This is a genomic window from Amycolatopsis acidicola, assembly GCF_007713735.2.
Classification (GTDB): domain Bacteria; phylum Actinomycetota; class Actinomycetes; order Mycobacteriales; family Pseudonocardiaceae; genus Amycolatopsis_E; species Amycolatopsis_E acidicola.
In genome coordinates, this window is the sequence record NZ_VMNW02000008.1 from 17,074 (window position 1) to 37,659 (window position 20,586).

The window sequence follows — 20,586 nt, forward strand, 5'->3', positions numbered from 1 at the left end:
GCGTCGACTCCCGACGCGAGACTGGCAACAACACGGGCCCCGACCTCTGACACCCGACGCGAGTCGTCCCCAAGTTGTCCACAGTCTTGGGCCGCCGTCGACATGGCCGCGTCCACGATCGCATCGCGATCGCTCGCGGCCAGCCCTCGATTCGCCGCAATCGCTTGCGCGGCCAGGGCATTCGCTAGATTCGCGGCAGCGTGGCCGGTTGCCCCACTCCGGCGATCGGATCGGAACAGCATGGTGGGCAACCTCCCCTCGCGCGGAATCCGCTCGCCCTTGGCAGCGCGGCGGTGCCGACCTCGGATTTGTGCGGTGGCCGACAATCAAAGTAGACTTGAACAACAACCAGGGTAGGCAAACACCCGAGAAAGTCAACTGAAGTAGTCAGTCGCCGCACAGGTGTGTTGGCATCGTCGAGCCGGAAAGGGGCACCGACGTGGCACCGCAGGGCAGCACGTCCGCCGCCGACACGCAGACCGCGGAGTTCGACTCGCCGATCCCTCGCCGGACGCGCGAACAGCAGCGAGCGTTAACTTCCAAGCTCCTGACCCTGGACACGCTGGCCGGGCGAATCCAGTACCTGCTCGAACACGAGTCGTTCTACTACATGCTCCGCGACGAACCCGTCACCGATCCCGCACTCATCGACTCGAACCCGCGCGGCCTCAAGCGCAAGACAGCCCGGGTCCCCTTCATCGCCCACTGGATCGAAGGACGCACCGGACACCGCGTATCGAAGCAGGCCCTCTACAAGATCCGAGACGGCGACACCCTGCAAGTCCGATCGATGATCAGCAACACCCTTGAGGAATTCTGGCGCCTGGAACACCTCCTCCTCGACCTCACCGTGCCGGCCAGCCGCTTCACCGACCTCACCGACGAACAAGACCTCGACGAACTCGAACAGCGAACATACGACCTCATGAGCAAGGTCGGCCTCACCGGCGTCCGCGCCCGCGAAGTCAAGGCATCCCTCAGCCACTCCGGCATCGAAAACCGGTACGCCTTCGTCCAGATCCTCGAGGCTATCGCCAGGGATCAGGGGACGGGCGGCGTCACGGATTAGGGCCCCGCCTCCGGCACACCATCGATGCCTCGATCACGAAGGCGCGGACATGAAAGCCCGCGACACCACCAGACCGGATGACCAGCGGCCCGGCGACGCCTCTCGCGGTCCAGCCTGAGTGGACACTCACCGACGTCGGATCTTTCGATCCGACACCTTTTCCGACATTCTACAACAAATGGATGTCACATTTTGGCAATTCCCGCCGACAACTTCGACATCCGAGGCACTCTTCACCATTTCAGCATGCGGCGCGCGCGATGCCGCGTCGATTGCGAAGCCCAGCGCGCATTTGTTAATCGCCTCAATTCCTCAATATAGAGCCCCACTCCGATTTGTTCCACCCAACCGAGAGCGAGCTTCGCCCAGTAATCACTCTCCATCAAGAACGCCACTTTCGGCAACTGTCGAACAGGAAGTCTGTCATAAAAATAATTCTCATCCCGATTCAAACTGTTAGCCCGGTCGCGCAGCCGACTTCTGACAATCGCAAAATCTACCTCAAGCAGCGGGAGCAGAAATATCGGATTACCTGGCGAAACCTCACGTTCCGCGCTTTGGAACGTGCCAACGTAGACAGACTCGTTGTCTAACAGTCCGACATATTTGTGCTCGTCGACAGGGATGATCGGTTCCCAGTCACCAGGCTTCGTGGGCGATGTCAATGCCATACCTTCCCATGAAGTCTGTGAACTGCCGCCGAAGGTCGGGGGTCCATCGGTCGCCGTAGTGGCCACTATACTCGTTCGTGTTCACCCGCCCGTCACTCCCTCGAGAGAACATGCCACCTAGGACGCGCGTTTCGTCCGCACCAATACTTCTCGCCAACCTCTGATGTGGGCTCCCGTCTATATCAAGGTAGGACAGGGGGCCGCCAACCGCAAAGATATTACGAACAGGATCGAAAACATATTCGATCATGTTTTTTCCGGACGGGGCATAATTCTGGAATGCCTTCACCGACTTGACCCGGCCGCTGACCTCGATGACGCCGGGAACCGGCCCACTACCGTTGAGTTCTCCACATGTCCAGACTTGGCTAGTCCGACTTCCGTCCGATCGAGTCAGGCCACCTTCCGCACAGGCACTTTCAAGCTGGCCGCTTGCTGACGGCAACGCGCCGGGCTGGGAGATCTCGGTGAGCCGTTCGGGGTCGTACGGAACATCTCCACCATTAACCACAGTCGAGTCGAGCACACCGAGATCGATCAACGGCGCACTAAAGGACGAATTGAATGCGTCAACTATAGCCTGCGAAATCGTGGGAGTTGATACCGGCCGTGCATGAGGAGTGAGAGCGTCGCGCATTACTCTCAATTGCCGCAACTGCTCAGGACTTAGCTGATTTTCTTTCGGTTTCGTCGGCGCCGAGGAACGGTTCGAACAGTTTGTGCGGCATCTTGCGGGCGAAGTGGAGCGCTCGGCCTCAATGTACGGACCACCGAGCGGCGATATATATCCACCGGGGAGGCCGATCCGACCATTGAGACTCTTTGGTGACTTATAGTAAGAGCCGACGCTGTTGCCGCCCAGGAGCGACTCGAGGATGGACCCCGCGGCGCGGCGCGCGGCCGATCTCAGGGCCTGTTGGAGCGCAACTGCAAGCGCGTCTTCGCCAGCAATTTCGAGGATTGGAATAACGATAATTGGAGCGATAAATCGACCGCTCGGGTCGGTGTTGGTCAGCGGATCGCCGGCGGCGTAGGTGTAGCGGTTGTTGTTGTTCTGGTCGCGGGGGTCGATGCCGATGGTGTCGCGGCTGGTGAATCCGCCGGTGTCGGGGTCGTACCAGCGGGAACCCATGTTGACGGTGCCGGCACCACTGTCGGTGTATTGGTGCTGGTAGCCGAGAGCGGTTTGGGTTCCGCTGGTGGCAGTGGTGTCGCCAAGAGGGTCGTAGGTGCGGGATCCGGTGACGGCGGCGGTGTAGGGGTTGGCGAGGGTGGTGAGGTCGGTGTGGACGTTGGTGATGGCGAGGGATCCGGCGCCGGGTTGGCCGGTGCCGAGGAGTTCGCCGCCGGGTGTGTAGGTGTAGTCGGCGGCGCCGTCGCTGGTGATGGTCTGGCCGGTGCCGCCGTAGGTGAGAGCCGAGTTGCCGGTGGTGATGAGCCGGTCGAGGGCGTCGTAGGTGTTGGTGGTGGCGCCGTCGCTCGTGAGTTCGTCGTAGGCGTTGAACGCGAGGTTGGTGGCGGCGCCGTTGGTGGTGCGGGTGGCTAGAGTGCCGCGGGCTGTGTAGCTGTAGTTGGTGGCGCCCTTGCTGGTGAGTTGGTTGCGTTCGTTGTAGGTGGCGGTGTCCGGGCCGTCGCGGGTCAGGTTCCCGGCGCCGTCCCAGCCGTAGTCGGTGGTGGTGTTGCCGCTTGTCCAGGAGGCCAGGCGGCCGGCTTGGTCGTAGCCGTAGGTGTTGGCGCCCGCGCCCGCGACGCCGGTGGTGGTCTGGGAGATCAGGTGGTTTTCGGTGTCGTAGCCGTAGGTGGCCGAGGCGGTGGTGGTGCCGGTGGGGCTTTTGAGCGTGTCGCTGGTGAGGCGGCTGAGGGCGTCGTAGCCGAGGCTGCGGGTGGCGTTGCCGGCGCCGTAGCCGATGGTGGTGACGTTGTCGGCGTCGTCGTAGCCGTAGGTGGCGGTGATGCCGGTCAGCGGGTCCGCGGCGGTGGCCAGGCGTCCGGCGGTGTCGTAGCCGTAGGCGGTGGTCCCGGCTGTGGTGTTGGCGCTGGCGAGTCGGTTGTCGTAGTCGTAGGTCGCGCTGCTGTTTCCGGACGGGCCAGTAGCGCTGGTGAGATTTCCGCGGTCGTCGTACGTGTAGGTGTTGGTGCCGCCGGGTGCGGAGGTGCTGGTGAGGTGGCCGACGGCGTCGTAGCCGAAGACGCGGTCCGGGGTCGCGACGGACGCGCCGGTGCCGGTCTGCTTGGTGACGTTGCCGAGGGCGTCGTAGGCGGTCGTGATGGTGACGCCGCCAGGCTTGGTCAGGGTGGCGGTTTCGCCGTCGCGGTCGTAGGTGGTGGTATAGGTGCGATCGGCGGCGTTCGGGGTTTGTGCGGTTGCCGGTTCGATCGTGGATTCGGGCAGGTTCCACGCGTTGCTGGTGTAGACGGTGGTGTGGTTGTTGCCGTCGGTGAAGCGGGTGATGTTGCCGGCGGCGTCGTAGCCGTAGCTGGTGGTGATGGACTCGGTGGCCGAGACCGGGCGGGTTTGCGCGGTCAGGCGGTTCGCCGCGTCGAAGACACTCGTTGTCGTGGCGTGCAGCGCATCGGTGGTACTCGTTTGGTTTCCGGCGCCGTCGTAACCGGCTGCCGCGGTTCGCAGCACTGTTCCGTGCGAGTCCACATCGGACTGACTGGTCGCGCGGCCGGCTTGGTCGTAGCCGGTGTTGGTCGTGGTGCCGAGCGGGTCGGTGACCGCGGTGACGGCGTCGAGCGCGTTGTAGCGCGTGGTGGTCGTCTTGCCCGCGGCGTTGGTGGTGCTGAGCTGGTTGCCGTGGTCGTCGTAGGTGGCTTGGGTGGTGACACCGGTGGGCGTGGTGGTGGAGACGAGGTTGCCGAGGGTGTCGTAGGTGTTGTGGGTGGTGAGGTTCCGCGTCGGTGCGGGGACGCGTTCGACGACGGTGGAGGTGATCTGGTTGCCGAGCTGGTCGTAGGTGGCGAACGTCTGCGCCGCGCTGGGGTCGCTTGTGGACAGTGCTTCGCCGAGGGGGTCGTAGGTGGCGATCCACGTTCCGCCTGCCTGTCCGAGGAGGGCGGGTGGGTCGGTCTTACGGCGGAGGTTGCCGAGTTGGTCGTAGCCGTAGGTGGTGGTGTTGCCGCGTCCGTCGGTGGTGGAGGTGACGCGGCCGGCGAGGTCGTAGCCGGTGACGCGCGTGGCGACGGTCGGCGTCGTCGAACCCGGCGCGGTGTAGGTGGGCAGCGTGATCGTGGTGGCGCGACCGGCGGGGTCGTAATCGGTGTGCGTGACGTTGTTGTTGGGGTCGCGGACGTCGACTGCTTCGCCGAAGGTGTTGTAGCCGGTGGTGGTGGCCGGAGCGACCGTCGTGGCTTGCTGTCCGTTGGTTTCGGCGGCGACCGGCGGCTGCGTCGTGGTGACGGTCTGGCCGAGGGCGTCGTAGGTGTAGCTGGTGGTGAATGCCGCGGGGTCGGAGCCCGCGAGGTTGCCACGCGGGTCCACTGTAGATAGTGGCATTCCCCGTGGGTCGCGCGTGGTGGTGCTCAGCAGCGTGTCGCTGTCGCTGGTGTGGACGGCGGTGGAGATTTCGTTGCCGAGGTCGTCGTAGGCGGTTTCGATGTCGGCGGCGGTCGTGCCGTCGGCGTTGTGGACGGTGACGCGGGTGGCGTTGTCCAGGTCGTCGACGGTCGTATTGGCCGAACGCAGCACGGTGTCACCGTCGCGGTCGGTGCTGCTGATCGCGCGGTCGCCGTTGTCGTAGCCGGTTGTGGTGCTGTAGCGGCCGTCGCCGGTGGTGGTGGTCTCGGCCTTGCCGGTACCGCTGTAGGTGTAGCTGGTCAGGGGCAGGTCGCGGTTCTGGCCGGTAGCCGGGTCGTGGTAGCCGAGCAGGGTGGTGCCGGCGAGGAGGTTGTCGTCGTAATAGGTGTAGGCGGTGGTTCGGCCCATCGCGTCGGTAACCGATGCCAGCCGCCCGGCGGGGTCGTAGGCGCGGGATTCGAGGACGACGTCGCGGGCCGCGCCGCCGTCGCCGGTGAAGCCCTTGATGGTGGTGGTGGCCAGCTGGTGGCGCGCGTCGGTGTAGGTCGCGGTGGTCTCGTTGCCGACCTGGTCGACGGTGCGGGTAACGGCCCCGAAGGCGTCGTAGTCGGTGGTGACGACTCCGCCGGCGGGGTCGGTGGTGGTGTGGACGCGGGCGTGATCGTCGTAGGTATAGCTGGTGGTGCGCGCGGGATCGTTGCCCTGCAGATCGTCCACTGTGGACGAGTCGAGGGTTCCGTCGGGGTTGTAGACCCACGTGGTGCGCCGCTCATGCGCGACGCCGGTGACGGCGTTGGTGGTCGCGGGATCGAGCTGCCCGGTCTGGCGGGAGTTCCCGTCGTAGCTGAAGACCGTGACATCCTCGTCGTCACGATCGGTAGCGGAAACCTTCGTGACGATCTTGCGGCCGATGCCGTCGTATCCGTAGGTGAGCAGCAGGCCGTTGGTGTCGACGCTCTGGGCGAGGTCTCCCGCGGAGTTGTAGCCGTACCAGGTGGTGCCGCCTTCGGGGTTGGTAGTGGAGGCGAGCAGGCCGGCGGGTTCGACACCGCCACCAACGGCATCTCCGGTGCCGTCGGTGTAGGTGTTGCCGGTCCAGCGTTGCGCGCCCCAGGTGGCGCCGGGTGTGCCGACGGATTCGATGTCACCGGTGGCGGTGTAGTTGTAGGTGGTGAGGAAGCGGTCGTCGGTGGCCGATTCCGAGCGGGCGTCGCGGTCTTCGGTGACCTTGTCGTTTCGTGGGTCGAGCGGGTCACTGGCATTGAGGTAATAGCTGCGGTACTGGGTGTAACAGCCGTTCTGCCCGTCGCGGCAGGTCGTGCGGGACAGGGCGTTGCCGCGGCTGTCGTTGGCCAGCACCGTGGTGTGACCGTTTTCGTCGGTGATCCGGTTGACGTAGCCGCCGGTGTCATAGCCCAGGACACGAGTCCCGCCGTTCGGGGCGGTGCTCGAGACGAGCCGTCCGCCGCGGGTGGGGTCGTAGCTGTAGGTCGTGGTCTGGCTGGCGGGGTCGGTCACGTGGACGCCGTAGGCGGCGACCTTGGCGGAGTAGTGGTTGGCGACGCTGGCCGAGTCCAGTGGCCGGTGGTAGATCGCCACCTCGCCGATCGAGCCGCTGAAGTAGCCCCAGCTGTTGCTGGGCTTGGCGGGCCAGGCGAGCGAGGTGACCGAGCCCGCGCCGACGAAGTCGTAGCGGTCTATGGTCTCGATCTGTCCGCTGACAGTGCCGACCAGATTGCCGTCGAGGTACATCGACTGGGTGTCGCCCTCGCCGGACAGGGCCACATGGTGCCAGGCGCCGTCGTTGACGACGGCGGGCGTGACGATGCCGTTGGCGTTCCCGTTCCAGAAGTGCCCGTAGAGCTTGCCGTCAGTGCCGACGTAAAGCACCGGCATCGCGCCGCCCGGGCTGCTGGTGCTGCCGGGCAGATCGTTCCCGGTGGCGTAGAGGACTCCGCCAGTGGTGGCGCTGGTCTGGAACCACATCTCGACCGACACCCGGGTCCGGCCCCGGACTTGCCGCTCGGCCAGGTTCACATACGAACTGCTGCCGTTGAACCCGGCCGCGGCCGCGCCACGCAGCGCCGGGGCCGCAGCGAGGGACACGTTGTTGTATGTGCCGGAGGGCGCATCGTTGACGGCCCACTGGGACGCGTCCGGATCTTCCAGGCCCCACAAGGCATGCGGGCCCGAGGTCTTCACCGCGGCCAGGTACGCGGCACGGGTGTCGGGCGCGTAGTGCGCCGTCACCTCAGCCGCGGACAGGCTCTGCGAGTACAGCGCGACCTGGCTGATCGAGCCGGCGAGGTAGCCCCAGGTGCCAGCTGGCTTGGCCGGCCACGGCTGGTCGTTCACGGCACCGACGCCGACGAACGCGTACGGGTCGGCATTGCTGATGGTGCCTGTGGCGGTGCCGACGGTTCCGCCGTCGAGGTACAGGGTTTGGGTGTCGTTGTTGCCGGTGAGCACGACGTGGTGCCAGGCGCCGTCGTTGACCGGGGAGGCGGTGACGATGCCGTTGGCGTTGCCGTTCCAGAAATGCCCGTACAGTTTGCCGTCGGTGCCGACGTAGAGCACCGGCATCGCGCCACTGGGGTTCGCGTCGCCCGGCAGGTTGTTGCCCGTCGCGAACAGCACGCCACCCGTAGTGGTCTGGGTTTGGAACCACATCTCGACCGACGCCTGGCGGTTGCCGTTGAGCTCGTCGTCCGGCAGCCGGACGTAACTGGTGGTGCCGTCGAACCACTGGCTGTGGCCATCGTCGTACGGGCCGGGCGCGGTGCCGCCCGTGCCACGGACATAGCTCGCCCGCGCGAGCTGGGCTTGTCCGTCCGCGCTCGTGCCGCTGGCTTCGTTCAGGCGGTAGTAGGCGTCGGGGGTCGAATCAGTAACGCTTGTGGCGTAACGGAAACCGTCTCCTTCGACCGCGGGGGCGGTGTAGGAGTAGGTGCCGCCGTCAGCGTCGGTGTACTGGGCGACTCGGTCGGTCGTGGCGTTGTAGCTCACGGTCGCCGCGGTGGTTCCGCCGGGCCGGGTGATCGTCTTCAGGGCGTCGCTCTGGGCACGGGCGGCGTAGTGCTCGGCGACCGTGGTGGGGCCCATCGGCTGGTGGTAGAGCGACACCTCGGCGACCGAACCCGTGAAGTAGCCCCAGTTGTTGGTGGGGCGGGCCGGCCACGCGCGGGTCGAGACGGCGCCCGCGCCAACGAAGTCGTAAGGGTCGATGTTGGCGAGCGTCCCGGACAACGTGCCGACCGACGCGCCATCGAGGTAGAGGGTCTGGGTGTTGAGCGCACCGGAAAGCACGACGTGGTGCCACGCGCCGTCGGTCACGGTGCCGGCCGTGGTGATCCCATCGACCTGCCCGTTCCACAGGTGGCCGTGGAGCTTCCCGTCCGTGCCGACGTACAGCACCGGCATCGAGCCACCGGGATTCGCCGCACCAGGAAGGTCGTTGCCGGTGGAAAACAGCACACCGCCGGCGGTCGAGGTGGTCTGGAACCACAGTTCGATGGCGATGTAGTTCGAGTTGCGGACAAGGTTGTCGGGCATCCGCACGACACTCGAGGCTCCGTTGAACCCCGCGGCAGTGGTCGGGCTGCCAGCCAGCGGGCCGGGCTGACCGTAGGCGAGATTGGTGGCGGTACCGTCGGCGGTGCCCCAGAAACCGGGCACTTCGCTGACCGACTTAGTGCCCGACGCTTCGCTCAAGCGCCAGTACGCGCGCGGGTTCGCATCCAGGGTGACGCTGCGGTAGTGCGAACCGGTGTCGTATTCATAGGTCGTGCACGCCTGTTCGGCGTCACACGCCTCGGCGAGCTTGTCGCCGTCGTAGGTGTAGCTCCACGTGAGTTCCGGATCGGGATGGGTGGTGACGGCGGTGACATGGTTGCCGGTCCAGGTGAACGTCAATGACCGGCCTGAGGTGGTATCCGTTGCCGTCACGAGCTTTCCGCCCGTGTCGTAGCTCAGGCTCTGGGCGCGCCCGACGGCGTCGGTGACCGTGTTCAGTCTTCCGGTCGCGTTGAAGGCGTACCGGGTGCCGTCTTTCAACCGCAAGGTCCAGCCGCCGCCGGAGACCGCCAGGAGCGTGGCGAACTGGCCTGGGGGCGCGGCGAAACTGCCGTCGGGGTTGCGGCCGTAGCGGGACTGGCGTCCGTCGGCCGAGGTGATCACCACGTTGCCCGAGCCATCGTTGTCGGGCACCAGACGGGTGTCCCACACCGTCGACCAGCCCTCGCCGAAAGCGTTGTTACGCCGGGGATCGAGGCTGTTGTACGAACGCACGACCGACAAGGCCGGGCCCGCCGCGGCTATCACGGCGTCCGTCACCGGAGTGGTGTAGTTACCCACCCCCGGGTCGACTCCGCCACCATCCACAGAGGACAGATGGCTGGTGATCGCCGGCTGCGGCACACGGGTCGACAGGTACGAACCGACGCTCCACGGGCTCGGTGCGTTGTGGTCGCCCACAGAGCCGTACCACACGTAGTCCTTGCCCCACTGCATCCAGCCCGCGGGCACCGACCACACCGGTGAGTCGATGAAGTTCGTGTCCTGGCAGTTCGCCGAGTTCGTGACCTCGCAGATGCGGAAGTGGTAGTCCAGGCCCGTGCCCGGATAGGTGTCGAGATCGTGACCGGTCAACGCCAGCGTCGGGGTCAGTGTCGTGGATACGAAGTTGCTCGGTGGGGACATCGAGTCAATGACCGGCACCTGATTGGGTATCTGCATGGTGACGCCCACCGACATCGGCACGTTCTCCCACGAGAACCTGCCGTAGCCGACGTTGTCCATGTCCCAGCGGATGGTGTAACTGCCTGGTGGCAACGCCTTCACCGTCGCGTTGACAGTCACCGTCGCGCCGGGTGGCACGTCATAAGGCATCGGGGTCCAGGCGGTGTAGCTGTCGGGCAGTTCGTTGCCGTTGCCGTCCCAGATCCGGTAGCCCAGCTTGTAGTTGTTGCCCGGCCCCCAGGTGTCCCGGCCACCGTTGGTGACAGTGACGGCCATCTTCCCATCCGTGGAGGAGGTGACGATCGGGTTCATGGCGCCGACGCTGTAGGTAGCCCAGTACGCCGTGAAAGTCACTTCCAGATACGGCGGGTTCGCCGACGCCGCGGAGGCGAACTTCTTCCACGCGTAGGAGTCGGTGTCCGAAGCCCGCACGGTGATGCCGTTGTTCGGCTGACCGTGCGTCCAGCCCTGGACCATGGCCCGGCCGGCCTCGCCCAGATCCGTCCACGTCCAGCGAGAACCGCACGAAGCGTCATGGCCGAACGAGAAATTGCCACGCGCGACCTCACCGCCGTAGCCCGGGCCCGGATAGGTTTTGTTACCCCCGACGGACCAGCCCTGCGTCACCGGGGAAACGATGATCTCGCGGGCATCGCAGCTGTAGGAGTAGGTCTCGTACATCCACAACTTGGCACCCAGGACGTACTCGCCCGCCAGGTCCGCCGAAACCGAGTCGAATTTCAGATAGGCCGCGGCTACGTTTCCGCCACCGTTGTAGGTACCGACGCTCAGGTTCGGGTCACCGGAGTAGTCGGCGTTGTACGGCGACATCACATACGTCGTGCCGTTGGTGTTCTTCTGCACCGTCGGGTCGATCTTGACGGGGAACACCCGCGCCGGATCCGCCAGCCACGCCGGATCCGCGCTCACGCGCAGCACAGGATTCGCCGCATCGCCCACCAGCGCGTAACGGACTGCAGTGGACCGGGCTCCCTCACCAGAAAGCGGGTCGATCGCCGAATCTTCCATGAACCCAGGCGGGATCGAGCTCTGCACCACGCCGGCGCTGTCCTTGAGCTCGACGGCACCCTGGCCCGTCAGGCTCGCGGTCAACCCGTCGAGATGAAGTGGGAACTCCCACACCGTGGGCGAGTCCTTCGACTTCAAGGTGATGGTTTCCTTCGCCCCCAACGGGGTGGCCTGCAACTCCAGGTCCGCACCCGGACGCGCCTCCGGGTACGTCACCGCGTCGCCGGAGACCTGGCCGTTCACCGCAGCCGCGCCGGACATCCCGAACTCGACCGACGTGTCGCCGTCCAGTTGAACCGAGGCGACATCGTCGGCATTCGCCTTGGTAGCGAAGCGTTTCGTGTCCGAGTCCGCGCGGGTGCGCCACGTCCCGCCATCGGCGGTGAGCGTCGAGTCGATCGGCTGCCACGAACCGTCCGGCGCCTGGTAGAACCGGCGGGTCTGGTACTTGCGCAGCGTGCGCGTGCCGTCAGTGTTGACGAACACCTGCTTGTCCGCCGACCGCTGGCTCACATCCTCGGTACTCGTCGCCGGGTCGAACCCATCCGGTTTGCCGGCCTGCTCCGGCGCCCCGACCTCCACCGAGGTGCGGTCCATACCAGACTCGGCCAAGCCCTCGGCTGGGTGTCGTGTGTCCGACGCCAGACCGGACGCCGGTGGTGCGTTGTGGCCGTCGGTCGCCGTCGTGTCCGTCGCTGTGGCCGACGCGTCATGCGACCGGCCGTCGGCGGTCCCCCACTCCTGCTGAGGAATGCCACCCAGCGCGGCTGCCGAGGCGCCCAACGACGGCCACACGGCCAAGCCGCCAGCTGTGAGCGCGACCACCAACACAAACAACAGGCACCGACGCAACCACACGACCCCAGCGCGCACCCTGACCAACCCTTTCCAGGCCAGCACGACCTACCCACCTAGTGGGAGGCCAACAAAAAGAGGGAAACAGCGAACCCACACTCGAAGAAGCCCACGGCCCCCGCCCCAGACACCTCTTCGAACGCCTTGAAACATATACCTCGCAAATCTCGCCATCTGATCATCCGGTAACCAAACCGTGACCCGTCGCCAAACCGGTCAGGCAAGTGGATTCATGGCACCGCAACACCAAAATGCCAGCTCGCGAAGCTTTAACACGCGCCGGTAACGGGATCACGCCTTCACGCCCTGCGACAGAAACCACATTCACGAGGACAGACAGAAACCGACACGGTGAGCACTGCCAATAGGCCATTCGGGCGCATTCTCGGCGATCAGGCGACGACGTGGTTGTTTCTTTCCAACTTGCCCATGAAGCCTGCGACAAGGTGACGTCGACCCTCTCGGACAATCGACACTCTGACACGGAGATTTCCCGAAGGATTAAGCAAAATAAATCGACGTCCACTCACGGGACCGCGCCGAGGCCGTTGTTTTCTCAGAATGACCGATCTGGCGACAAGTCATCCGCTGAGGCGTCAAACAGAAGGAAGGCGACACGACAGCCACGTTGTGCGGTCGAGCGACTACCCATCGCTCCAAGACGTCCCGATCACGAGAATCTGACCACTCTGGTTGACTTTTCGGAGTGGCGGCCCTAGGTTCGGCTCACGACGGTCGATCTAGTTGCCCAGCCTCGGAAGTCCTAATCGGAGGGAGCATGATGAGCCGCTACGCACCGGTTCACCATGACTCCCCGTGCCCACCGCACAACCGCGGACCTCCTGCGATAGCAACCACTTTGCCCTCAGGATGAATGTCCACTCAGCACAGACGTCTCGCACTTCACGAGCCCAGCACGCTTTCGCGCGTCTGCTCGTCTCCTCCCATTGCGCGACTTCATCCGGCGCGGAATTCCCGATCTCGCGCCTGATCATTTTTCGCTGCATACAAGAGGAAACGAGGTATTTCCATGCTCTCGAGAGCTTGGTGGAGCACGGCCGCGGCCGGCTTGGCCGTCGCCGCGGGGTTCGCGGTACCGCCTGCGGCTGCACAGACCGACCTGGATTCCGGCGGCCGCGCGGTCGTCGACGGAAGCGTTCCGGGGTGGGCGACCACGCAGGCCCGAACAGGCTCGGTCGATGAGAACAGTGTCCGGCAGGTTCAGGTCGCTCTTCCGCTTCGAGACCAGGCCGGGGCGGCGAAGCTGGCGGCCGCGGTTTCGACGCCGGGTAGCGCGCAACAGGGGCAGTTCCTGACACAGCAACAGTTCCTGGACCGTTTCGGTCCCACCGAGGACACCGTCAAGACCGTCCAGGACTGGCTGTCGCAACAGGGGATCACGGTCGACCAGGTCAGTGCCAACCGGCATTTCGTGACCGCACACGCAACATCCGGGGTCCTGGAGCACGCCTTCGACACGCAGCTCTCCACCTATCGCCAGGACATCGGCGGTCAGGTCGCGAATCTCGTGGCTCCGTCATCGCCGATCAGCGTCCCCGCCAGCATTCGGAACGCGATCACCGCCGTGCTGGGGCTCGATGACAGCGACAAGACACTTCGTCCCCAGCACACGACCGCTGCGGCGGCGACCACGCAGCATTGTGCTCGGTGGTGGGGCGAGCAGAACAACACCGACGTCCCGCAGCGTTACCCCGATGGCGCCCAGTCGAATTCGCTGTGCGGGTACACCGGTGCGTCGGTGCGCGGCATGTACGGCCTCGGCGCCGGTAACACCGGCTCGGGCACGACCGTCGGCATCGTGGGCGCGTACGATTCGTCCACTTTGGAGTCCGACATCGACCGGGCGGCACCGCAGCTCGGGGTGCCGGGCCTGTCGCCGGGCCAGTACAGCAAAGTGTTGCCTGACGGCGGGTTCACCGATGAGCAGGAGTGCGGCGTCGACGGCTGGCGTGGCGAGCAGACCCTCGACGTTCAGGCGGTGCACACCACCGCGCCGTCGGCGAAGTTGCGGTACTACGCGGCGAAAACCTGCATCGGCGGGCTCTACGACTCCTTCAACCAGGCGGTGCAGGAGAACGCCGTCGATGTGATCAGCGCGTCGTGGGGTGACGCCGACGGTGAGCGCGGGTTGCCTGAGACGACGAAGGATCAGTTCAACTCGATGGCCTTGCAGGCCGCGATTCAGGGCCAGTCGGTGACGGTGTCCACCGGCGACTCGGGCAACAACTCCGGCACCGCGGGCTCGCCGACCGCGAGTTTCCCGGCCACCAGCCCGTATGTGACCGCGGTCGGCGGCACGACGGTCGGCCTCGGCCAGGATGGCTCGACGAAGGTCCTGACCGGTTGGGAGAACTCGGGCAACACGCTCTCAGGCGATAGCTGGGTTCCGCAGTCCGACGCTGACGGGCCGTTCGCCGGTGGCGCCGGCGGTGGCGCGTCGGCCCTCTACGACGAGCCGGACTGGCAGCAGGGGAAAGTGCCGGACGCGGTGGCGCAGAGCCACCGGGCAACGCCGGACATTTCGGCGCTGGCGGACTCGTACACCGGCTTCTTGGTGGGCCGCACGGATTCCACGGGCACCTTCGGGATCGGCTCCTACGGCGGGACCTCGCTCGCCGCTCCCTTGATCGCGGGTCTCGCCGCCGACGCCCAGCAGGCTCGCGCCGATACGGGGCGCGGGGGTTTGCTCAACCCTGCCCTGTACGCGATGCAGGGTTCGCCGTCGATCACGGACGTCACGCCGCAGCACGCCGGCGTGTGGACGCCGTCCATGCATGCCCTTCCAGGGACCGCAGTCCCGAGTGAAGAGGGCAGCTATCTGATCGACTTCGACGCCTCGCCGCAAAACCTGTCCAGCGGCCCGGGGTGGGATCCGGTCACCGGCCTCGGCACTCCGTCGTCGACGTTCGTCACGGGTCTGGCTCAGTAGCGGCTTCGTCGTTGGGACATGGCATCCGACATGTCCCAACGACAAGCCCCTCACCCTCGCGGGAGCGGCACGATGCGCACCATCTCTAGGTCCACCACAGTGGTCGCGACGATCACGGCACTCGTTGCCCTGGTCGGGGTTGTGCTGTGGGCCAGGCACAGCAACGAAACCCCCGGCGGTGGTGCCGAAGTGGCGATCACACAGGGGTCGGTCCTGCCGCCGCGGCCGGTGCCGGACCTCGCCGGATTGCCGATGGCCACCACGTTCGCCACGCTCGAGGGCGCGCCACCGGACCTGGCCCGGGACCAGCCGCTGTCCGGCCAGGTGGTGCATCCCCGGCGGACGGTGGCGATCTACGCCGGCCCCGGCGGTGATCCGCTTGCCGCTCTGCCCACCGAACAGGTCGGTGGTTCGCCGACCTGGCTTCCGGTCATCGCCGAGGAACCGGGGTGGGTGCAGGTGCTGTTGCCGTCCCGGCCGAACGGTTCGACGGGCTGGCTGTCCACACAGGACAACAGCCTTATCCCGACGCAGAGTCCTTTTCGGATCATCGTGAAACGCGATGCGTTCCAGCTGTCGCTGTATCGCGACGACAGCCTGGTCGGGACGTGGGTGGTCGGCGTCGGCAAGGCAGGGGCGCAGACACCCGCGGGGCGGACGTTCATCCTGGCCGCGATCACCGACGCCAAACAGCGGTTCAGCCCGGTGATTCTGCCGCTCGGGACTCATTCGTCGAGTCTGGAAACCTACGGCGGCGGGCCGGGCACCACGGGCATTCACGGGTGGCCCACCGACACCGTGTTCGGCAATCCCTCCAGCGAGGGCTGTGTGCGAGTACCGGCCGACGCGCTGCGGATCCTCAGCGGCGAAGTCCCGCTCGGCACTCCCGTGCTCATCAGTTGATCTCACTCCGAAGGAGAAGCCCCAGCCATGACAACAACTTCCGCGTCACCACTCGGCCCTCGTCTCGCGCTCGCCGGCCTGAGCGCCGGCGCACTCATCGCGGCCGGCGTCGCCTCGTGCACGGTGACCCCGGCGCACGCCGACGCCACGGTGTCGACCGCGTACGGCATTTCCGTGTCCGGTTCGGAAACGCTGAGCCCGCAACCCAGCGTCTCCAGCGAAGGCTCGGTCAAGACCGGTGGCGGCTCTGTCTCGACCAAGAGCGGCGCGGTCACCGCGAGCGGCATCACGATCCGGGCCGGCGCCGGCCTGTCCGAAGCCACCGTGGCCAGCGTCCGCGTCGGCGGCACCACCGTCGGACCGTTCACCGCGACGTGCCGCGACGGCGTGACCACCGTCAAGGCGGCGCGCACCAGCAACGGCACCATGACTGTCACTCCAGGCTCCGCGGGCACCGGCAAGGCCACCGCGGCAACGATCACCGTGAACACCGGTAGTTCCCAGTCCGCGCCCAGCACGACGTCGTCCGGGCGGGCGCGGGAAGCGTTGACCATCACCGTCGCCTCGGTCTCCTGTGGCTCAGGTGGAGCGCCGACCGAGCCGCCCAGCGCCACACCGACCAGGCCCGGTCATCCCACGACGCCGTCCAGGCCCGGCGCTACGAACCCCGCCCGGCCGAGCACGCCGTCCGGCCGGGGTGCCCACCCGTCCCTGCCTGTCGCGCCGTCGCCGCAGGCCAAGCCCGGTCATCTCCCGGTGACCGGCTGACACCACCCAACTGGCGAGCCGTGGTCCGTCCTTTACCGCTCCGAAGGGCGGGCCACGGCCAAGCCCCAGACCTCGCGCCGGCCCGCGTTCCTCCCCCGCCGCCGAGCGCGCGCATCAACCAGCAAAAGGGGAGATCATGAACAACAAAGTCCTGCCACACCCCACGGCCACCCGCCGCGACCCTGCACCGCAGCGGGCGTTGCACTTCGTCGGCTCTCTGCCGCCCAGCCTCACCCACAGCGAGCAGGCGACGATGCAGTGGTTCCTCGACCACGCCGACGGGCACGAACTGCTCACGCTGCCGTGCGACCGCGACTCCAACTGGATCATCGACTGGTTCGAGAGCCTCTCGACCAACCCGGCCCTGCGGACCGTGCGCGAAGGCACCACGGCCAGCTACGAGACACTTCCGGCCTACGCCGTCGCCGACGGGCACCGGCTCGTACCCGAGGACATCACGCTCAACCGCATCGAGGAAATCGCTCCCGCGATGGACGCGCGAGCACACCTGGACAGCGCCTCTGAGCTGCCGCCGCAGCAGGTCTCGATTCCCAATGCGCTCGACCTCGCCTACTTCTGTTTCGGCGCACCACGCCGGGTCCTGCCCCATCTGCCGGTGTTCCGGGACGCTCTCATCCGCGACGTCACCGCCATCCACACCCGCTGGCCGGACGAGGTCGTGTTCCAGCTCGAAACCCCCGCCGTGCTCATCATGTTCGACCGCACCCCGCGCCAGCTCTGGCACGTCCTCGCCGTGAGCCTCGCCCGCCAGGTCGAGGCGATGATCCTCGCAGCACCGAGCGACGTCCGCTGGATCATCCATCTCTGCTACGGCGATCTCGGGCACAAACCGCTCGTCAAGACCGTCGACCTGATCCCCGCCGTGCTGTTCCTCAACGCCCTGGATCGGCGGCTCCTGAAGTCCGATCGCGCGATGCCCCGAATTCACCTGCCGATGTGCTCCGGCACGACCGGCCCCTCAACCGACCGGCGGTTCCATCGCCCGCTGGCACACCTGCGCAGGTCGATCCAGGTCATCGCCGGTGTCGTCGAGGAAACCCAGCCCGAGGACTCACGCCGGGCACTCGAACTCGTCGAGACCGCGCTCGACAGGCCCGCACTGGGCGTCGCAGCGGCCTGCGGGCACGGGCGTCGCTCGCCTGAAGCCGCCGCAGCGAACACGAGTCTCGCCCGTTCCCTCGCACGCCGGGACCTGTGATCGACATGGCCGACCTCGACCACGCCGTGCACCGACAAGCCTTCGGCGCCAACACCACGCTGCACGAAGCCGGAGACAGCGAGACCGCGATCATCGCCCACCCGGACGTCCCCACCGAGAGACTGTCCGCGGGTCGGCTGCACCTGCCCGGCGGGAAAACGACGACCCCGCAACGGCACCCCGGCAGCGAAATCATCCTCGCCACGATCAGCGGGTACGCGGCGGTGCTCTCCGGCGAGCCGGCAACCCTCGCCTTCCCGAAACCCGGCGACATGACCTACGTCCCGCCCGGCGTCGGCTACCGCATCGTCAACCTCAGCCGCAACGCCTCGCTGCTGGTCTTGACGATCCACACGGACCCCGGCTTCTTCGACGACCGGGACTTCCTGCCGGCCTTGGGTGATCACTCCTCGGCGCTGATCGAACAGCTCCGAGACGAGCACGTGCGCCGCATCATCGGCCGCCGCGCCAGCGGCGTCAGACGGCCTCGCTGACCATCACCGGAGTCCACATGCAACACATCATCCTCGCGGTCACCCGCGATTTGCTTCATTCACAACAGATCCGTTGCCCCCGCACGCCGTCCATGGACGAGATCGCCGCGTGCGCGGGCATCAAACTCCATCACCTGCGCAGCTACTACACATCGCCCGACGCCGCACGCCAGGCCTCCCTCAACCTCAGGAGCCACGATGCGCTGGACTGATGTGCACATCCGCGGAGTCGGCGCGGCGCTCGGCGACATCGTCGCGCTCACCGACCTCCCCGCGTCCGACCCCGGCGGCACCCGCCAACGCGCGATCTCCCTCGCCCGCGGCCGCACGAGCATGGACCTCGCCGTGCAGGCAGCCCGCAACGCGCTCGACAGCGTCACCATGACCACCGACGGGCCGCTCCCGGTCCTCGGCTTGCACTTCCACTCCGCGATCTGGCGCGGCTCCCGAGGGATCGACTTCTGGTCCTGCGCCGCCTACGTCCGCTCCCGCCTCGGCGTCCCCGCCGGGCCAGGAATCTCGACCGAGATCAACGCCATGAGCAACTCCCTCGTCGGCGCACTCGACCTGTCCTCCCGCATCCTCTCCGGCAGCCCCGAAACAGCCACCATCATCCTCACCGGCGGCGAAACCTTCGGAGCACCCGCCTTCGACCACCTCACCGCCGACCACGGAATCGCCTACGGCGACGGAGGATCCGCACTCATCCTCGGCCACAGCCCCGGCCTCGCCCGCGTCCTGGCCACCACCTCGTGGACGGACCCGACACTCGAAGAACTCCACCGCGGACACGCACGCTTCGTTCCCGCCGGCGCAACCGAACTCGGCATCGAAAGCGTCCGCCTGCGCAAGCAGCAATACCTGGCCGCAGTCGGCGCCGCATCGGTCACACAGCGGAGCACAGCCGGCATCACCCAAGTAATGCGCCAGGTGCTCGCCGACGTCGACCTCCCGATCAGCGCGCTGGACTGGGTGCTCCTGCCCCACTACGGCCGCCGCATGCTCCACAATCAATGCCTCGCCCCGCTCGACCTGCCGGTCGAACGCACTCTTCAGGCGGCCGGAGACCAGTGGGGCCACATCGGCCCGAACGACCAGCTCATCGGACTCACCCACCTGTTCGCTCAACAGGCCGTCGAACCCGGCGACCTCGTCGCACTCGTGGGAATCGGGATCGGAATGACCTGGACCGCAGCCATCCTCCAGATCGAGACAGTCCCCGCAGCCATGCGAAAACACACCCTGCCGCTGCGCTGGCCGTGGCGACCGTGATGCGACATGAACGACCTCTCCGAGCTCGACAGAGCCCTGTACACGGCACCGTTCGTCCTTATTGGACGAGACAACCGTCGCGTCACCACCGCCCACACGCACACCGAAGCATCACTACTGCTCGACCAGACCGACGCCGTCAGCATCGTCGGTACGTTGCGCGCCAACGCTATCGGCGTCGACATCGACCCGGCCGACACCGGCGCAGAACCCCGCTTCGGCCGCGCGGCCAGCGATGACCTCGTCACGTGGCTCGACGCCCACGGCCTTCCCTGGTGTCGCCGACGTTCCGGCCGCCCCGGGCACTACCACGTCATCGGCCTCATTCCGCCGCAGCTAGCCAGCGAGTTCCGGTCGCTGGTCAGCATCACCGCCCAGCACCACGGCGTTTCCGCCACCGCAAGAAAAACTCTTCGGCTGCTCGATGCGCCGCATCGTCACGGCCTGCGCGGACGCGTCCTCGACGGCACCCTGACGCCACAAGACCTGCCAGCATCCGATCCCGTGCAGGCCAGGAGGTTCCGCTACCCGCGCCGCCGACAAAACCGCGCGGCACCAACTCCACACCAGGCCAGCCGGTCCGAGCGCGAGTTCGGCGACGCGCTGGCTTGCGCACGGGCAGGCTGGACGGCAGACGAGACCTGGAGCATGGTCAACCTCCGTGGCACCAAAGCTCGCGAAATCGGCCCGTACTCCTGGCGCAGATGGTTCTGGGCTCCGGCAACAACAATCGTCGCAGCCGAAGACCACCTCACCGAAGACGAGGCGTGGAAGCGATTCCAGGACGCGTCACCGCCGCAGGCCGAGTTCCTAGGTCGCGATCGCTGGCGCAACGAACGATGGGACGTAGCCCTCGCGGAAGCAGACCGCGAAAGACCACGACGCCGACGGATCCATCACCCGCCACACCCCACCGCCCCTCGCACAAACGGGAAACCGCACGCTGTCCACGAAATGCTCCTGACCCACGCCCGGACCCTCATCACTCAGAATCCGAGGCTTCCCAACAACATCCGACCGACGACGCTGCTGGCCGCGTTGGAAGCGCTTGCGGACGCTATCGCGACCAACGACGGATCGATCTCTGTCCGCGCCTGGG

The 20,586-nt window shown here is 66.6% G+C and carries 11 protein-coding genes; 8 read left to right on the forward strand and 3 right to left on the reverse strand.

Translation table 11 applies throughout. The features are described 5' to 3' along the window. Positions 1–439 precede the first annotated feature (439 nt). Positions 440–1,069 carry a hypothetical protein gene (locus tag FPZ12_RS08020; protein ID WP_144757706.1) on the forward strand — a complete coding sequence of 210 codons (630 nt, stop codon included), beginning with the start codon at positions 440–442 and terminating at the stop codon, positions 1,067–1,069. Positions 1,070–1,302: 233 nt separating this feature from the next. On the opposite strand, the gene FPZ12_RS08025 is transcribed toward FPZ12_RS08020, so the two are convergent. Together FPZ12_RS08025 and FPZ12_RS08030 are read right to left on the reverse strand one after the other, a co-directional pair. Next, the gene (locus FPZ12_RS08025; RefSeq protein ID WP_144757705.1) at positions 1,303–1,734 is read right to left on the reverse strand and encodes a hypothetical protein; all 432 of its coding nucleotides are present in this window, start codon (positions 1,732–1,734) and stop codon (positions 1,303–1,305) included. Continuing rightward, on the reverse strand, positions 1,709–11,623 hold the full coding sequence (locus FPZ12_RS08030) for a LamG-like jellyroll fold domain-containing protein (protein WP_150980223.1): 9,915 nt from the start codon (positions 11,621–11,623) through the stop codon (positions 1,709–1,711). Before FPZ12_RS08030 ends, FPZ12_RS08025 begins: the two co-directional genes overlap by 26 nt. A gap of 1,288 nt (positions 11,624–12,911) precedes the next feature. On the opposite strand from FPZ12_RS08030, the gene FPZ12_RS08035 reads away from it, so the two are divergent. The 7 genes from FPZ12_RS08035 to FPZ12_RS08065 all read left to right on the forward strand — a co-directional run bounded on the left by FPZ12_RS08035 (position 12,912) and on the right by FPZ12_RS08065 (position 19,487). Beyond that, a complete protein-coding gene (locus FPZ12_RS08035) occupies positions 12,912–14,831 on the forward strand; it encodes a S53 family peptidase (RefSeq protein WP_144748996.1) in 1,920 nt (639 codons plus the stop codon). A 72-nt stretch (positions 14,832–14,903) separates the two neighbouring features. Then, a complete protein-coding gene (locus tag FPZ12_RS08040) occupies positions 14,904–15,734 on the forward strand; it encodes a L,D-transpeptidase (RefSeq protein WP_144748995.1) in 831 nt (276 codons plus the stop codon). 27 nt (positions 15,735–15,761) lie between these two features. Continuing rightward, positions 15,762–16,502: a hypothetical protein gene (locus FPZ12_RS08045; protein WP_144748994.1), complete on the forward strand. Its 741-nt coding sequence runs from the start codon at positions 15,762–15,764 to the stop codon at positions 16,500–16,502. A gap of 136 nt (positions 16,503–16,638) precedes the next feature. Beyond that, complete coding sequence (locus FPZ12_RS08050) at positions 16,639–17,721, forward strand: hypothetical protein (RefSeq protein ID WP_144748993.1); 1,083 nt, start codon at positions 16,639–16,641, stop codon at positions 17,719–17,721. Continuing rightward, a complete protein-coding gene (locus FPZ12_RS08055; protein ID WP_144748992.1) occupies positions 17,718–18,215 on the forward strand; it encodes a cupin domain-containing protein in 498 nt (165 codons plus the stop codon). Before FPZ12_RS08050 ends, FPZ12_RS08055 begins: the two co-directional genes overlap by 4 nt. A gap of 17 nt (positions 18,216–18,232) precedes the next feature. After that, entirely contained in the window at positions 18,233–18,427 is a 195-nt protein-coding gene (locus FPZ12_RS08060) for a hypothetical protein (RefSeq protein ID WP_144748991.1), read from the forward strand. Next, positions 18,414–19,487 (forward strand): 3-oxoacyl-[acyl-carrier-protein] synthase III C-terminal domain-containing protein, encoded by a 1,074-nt coding sequence (locus tag FPZ12_RS08065; RefSeq protein WP_144748990.1) that lies wholly within the window; start codon positions 18,414–18,416, stop codon positions 19,485–19,487. The genes FPZ12_RS08060 and FPZ12_RS08065 overlap by 14 nt, the downstream gene beginning before the upstream one ends. Positions 19,488–19,601: 114 nt before the next feature. On the opposite strand, the gene FPZ12_RS47050 is transcribed toward FPZ12_RS08065, so the two are convergent. Beyond that, positions 19,602–19,751: a hypothetical protein gene (locus FPZ12_RS47050; protein ID WP_424923577.1), complete on the reverse strand. Its 150-nt coding sequence runs from the start codon at positions 19,749–19,751 to the stop codon at positions 19,602–19,604. Between the last annotated feature and the right edge of the window lie 835 nt (positions 19,752–20,586).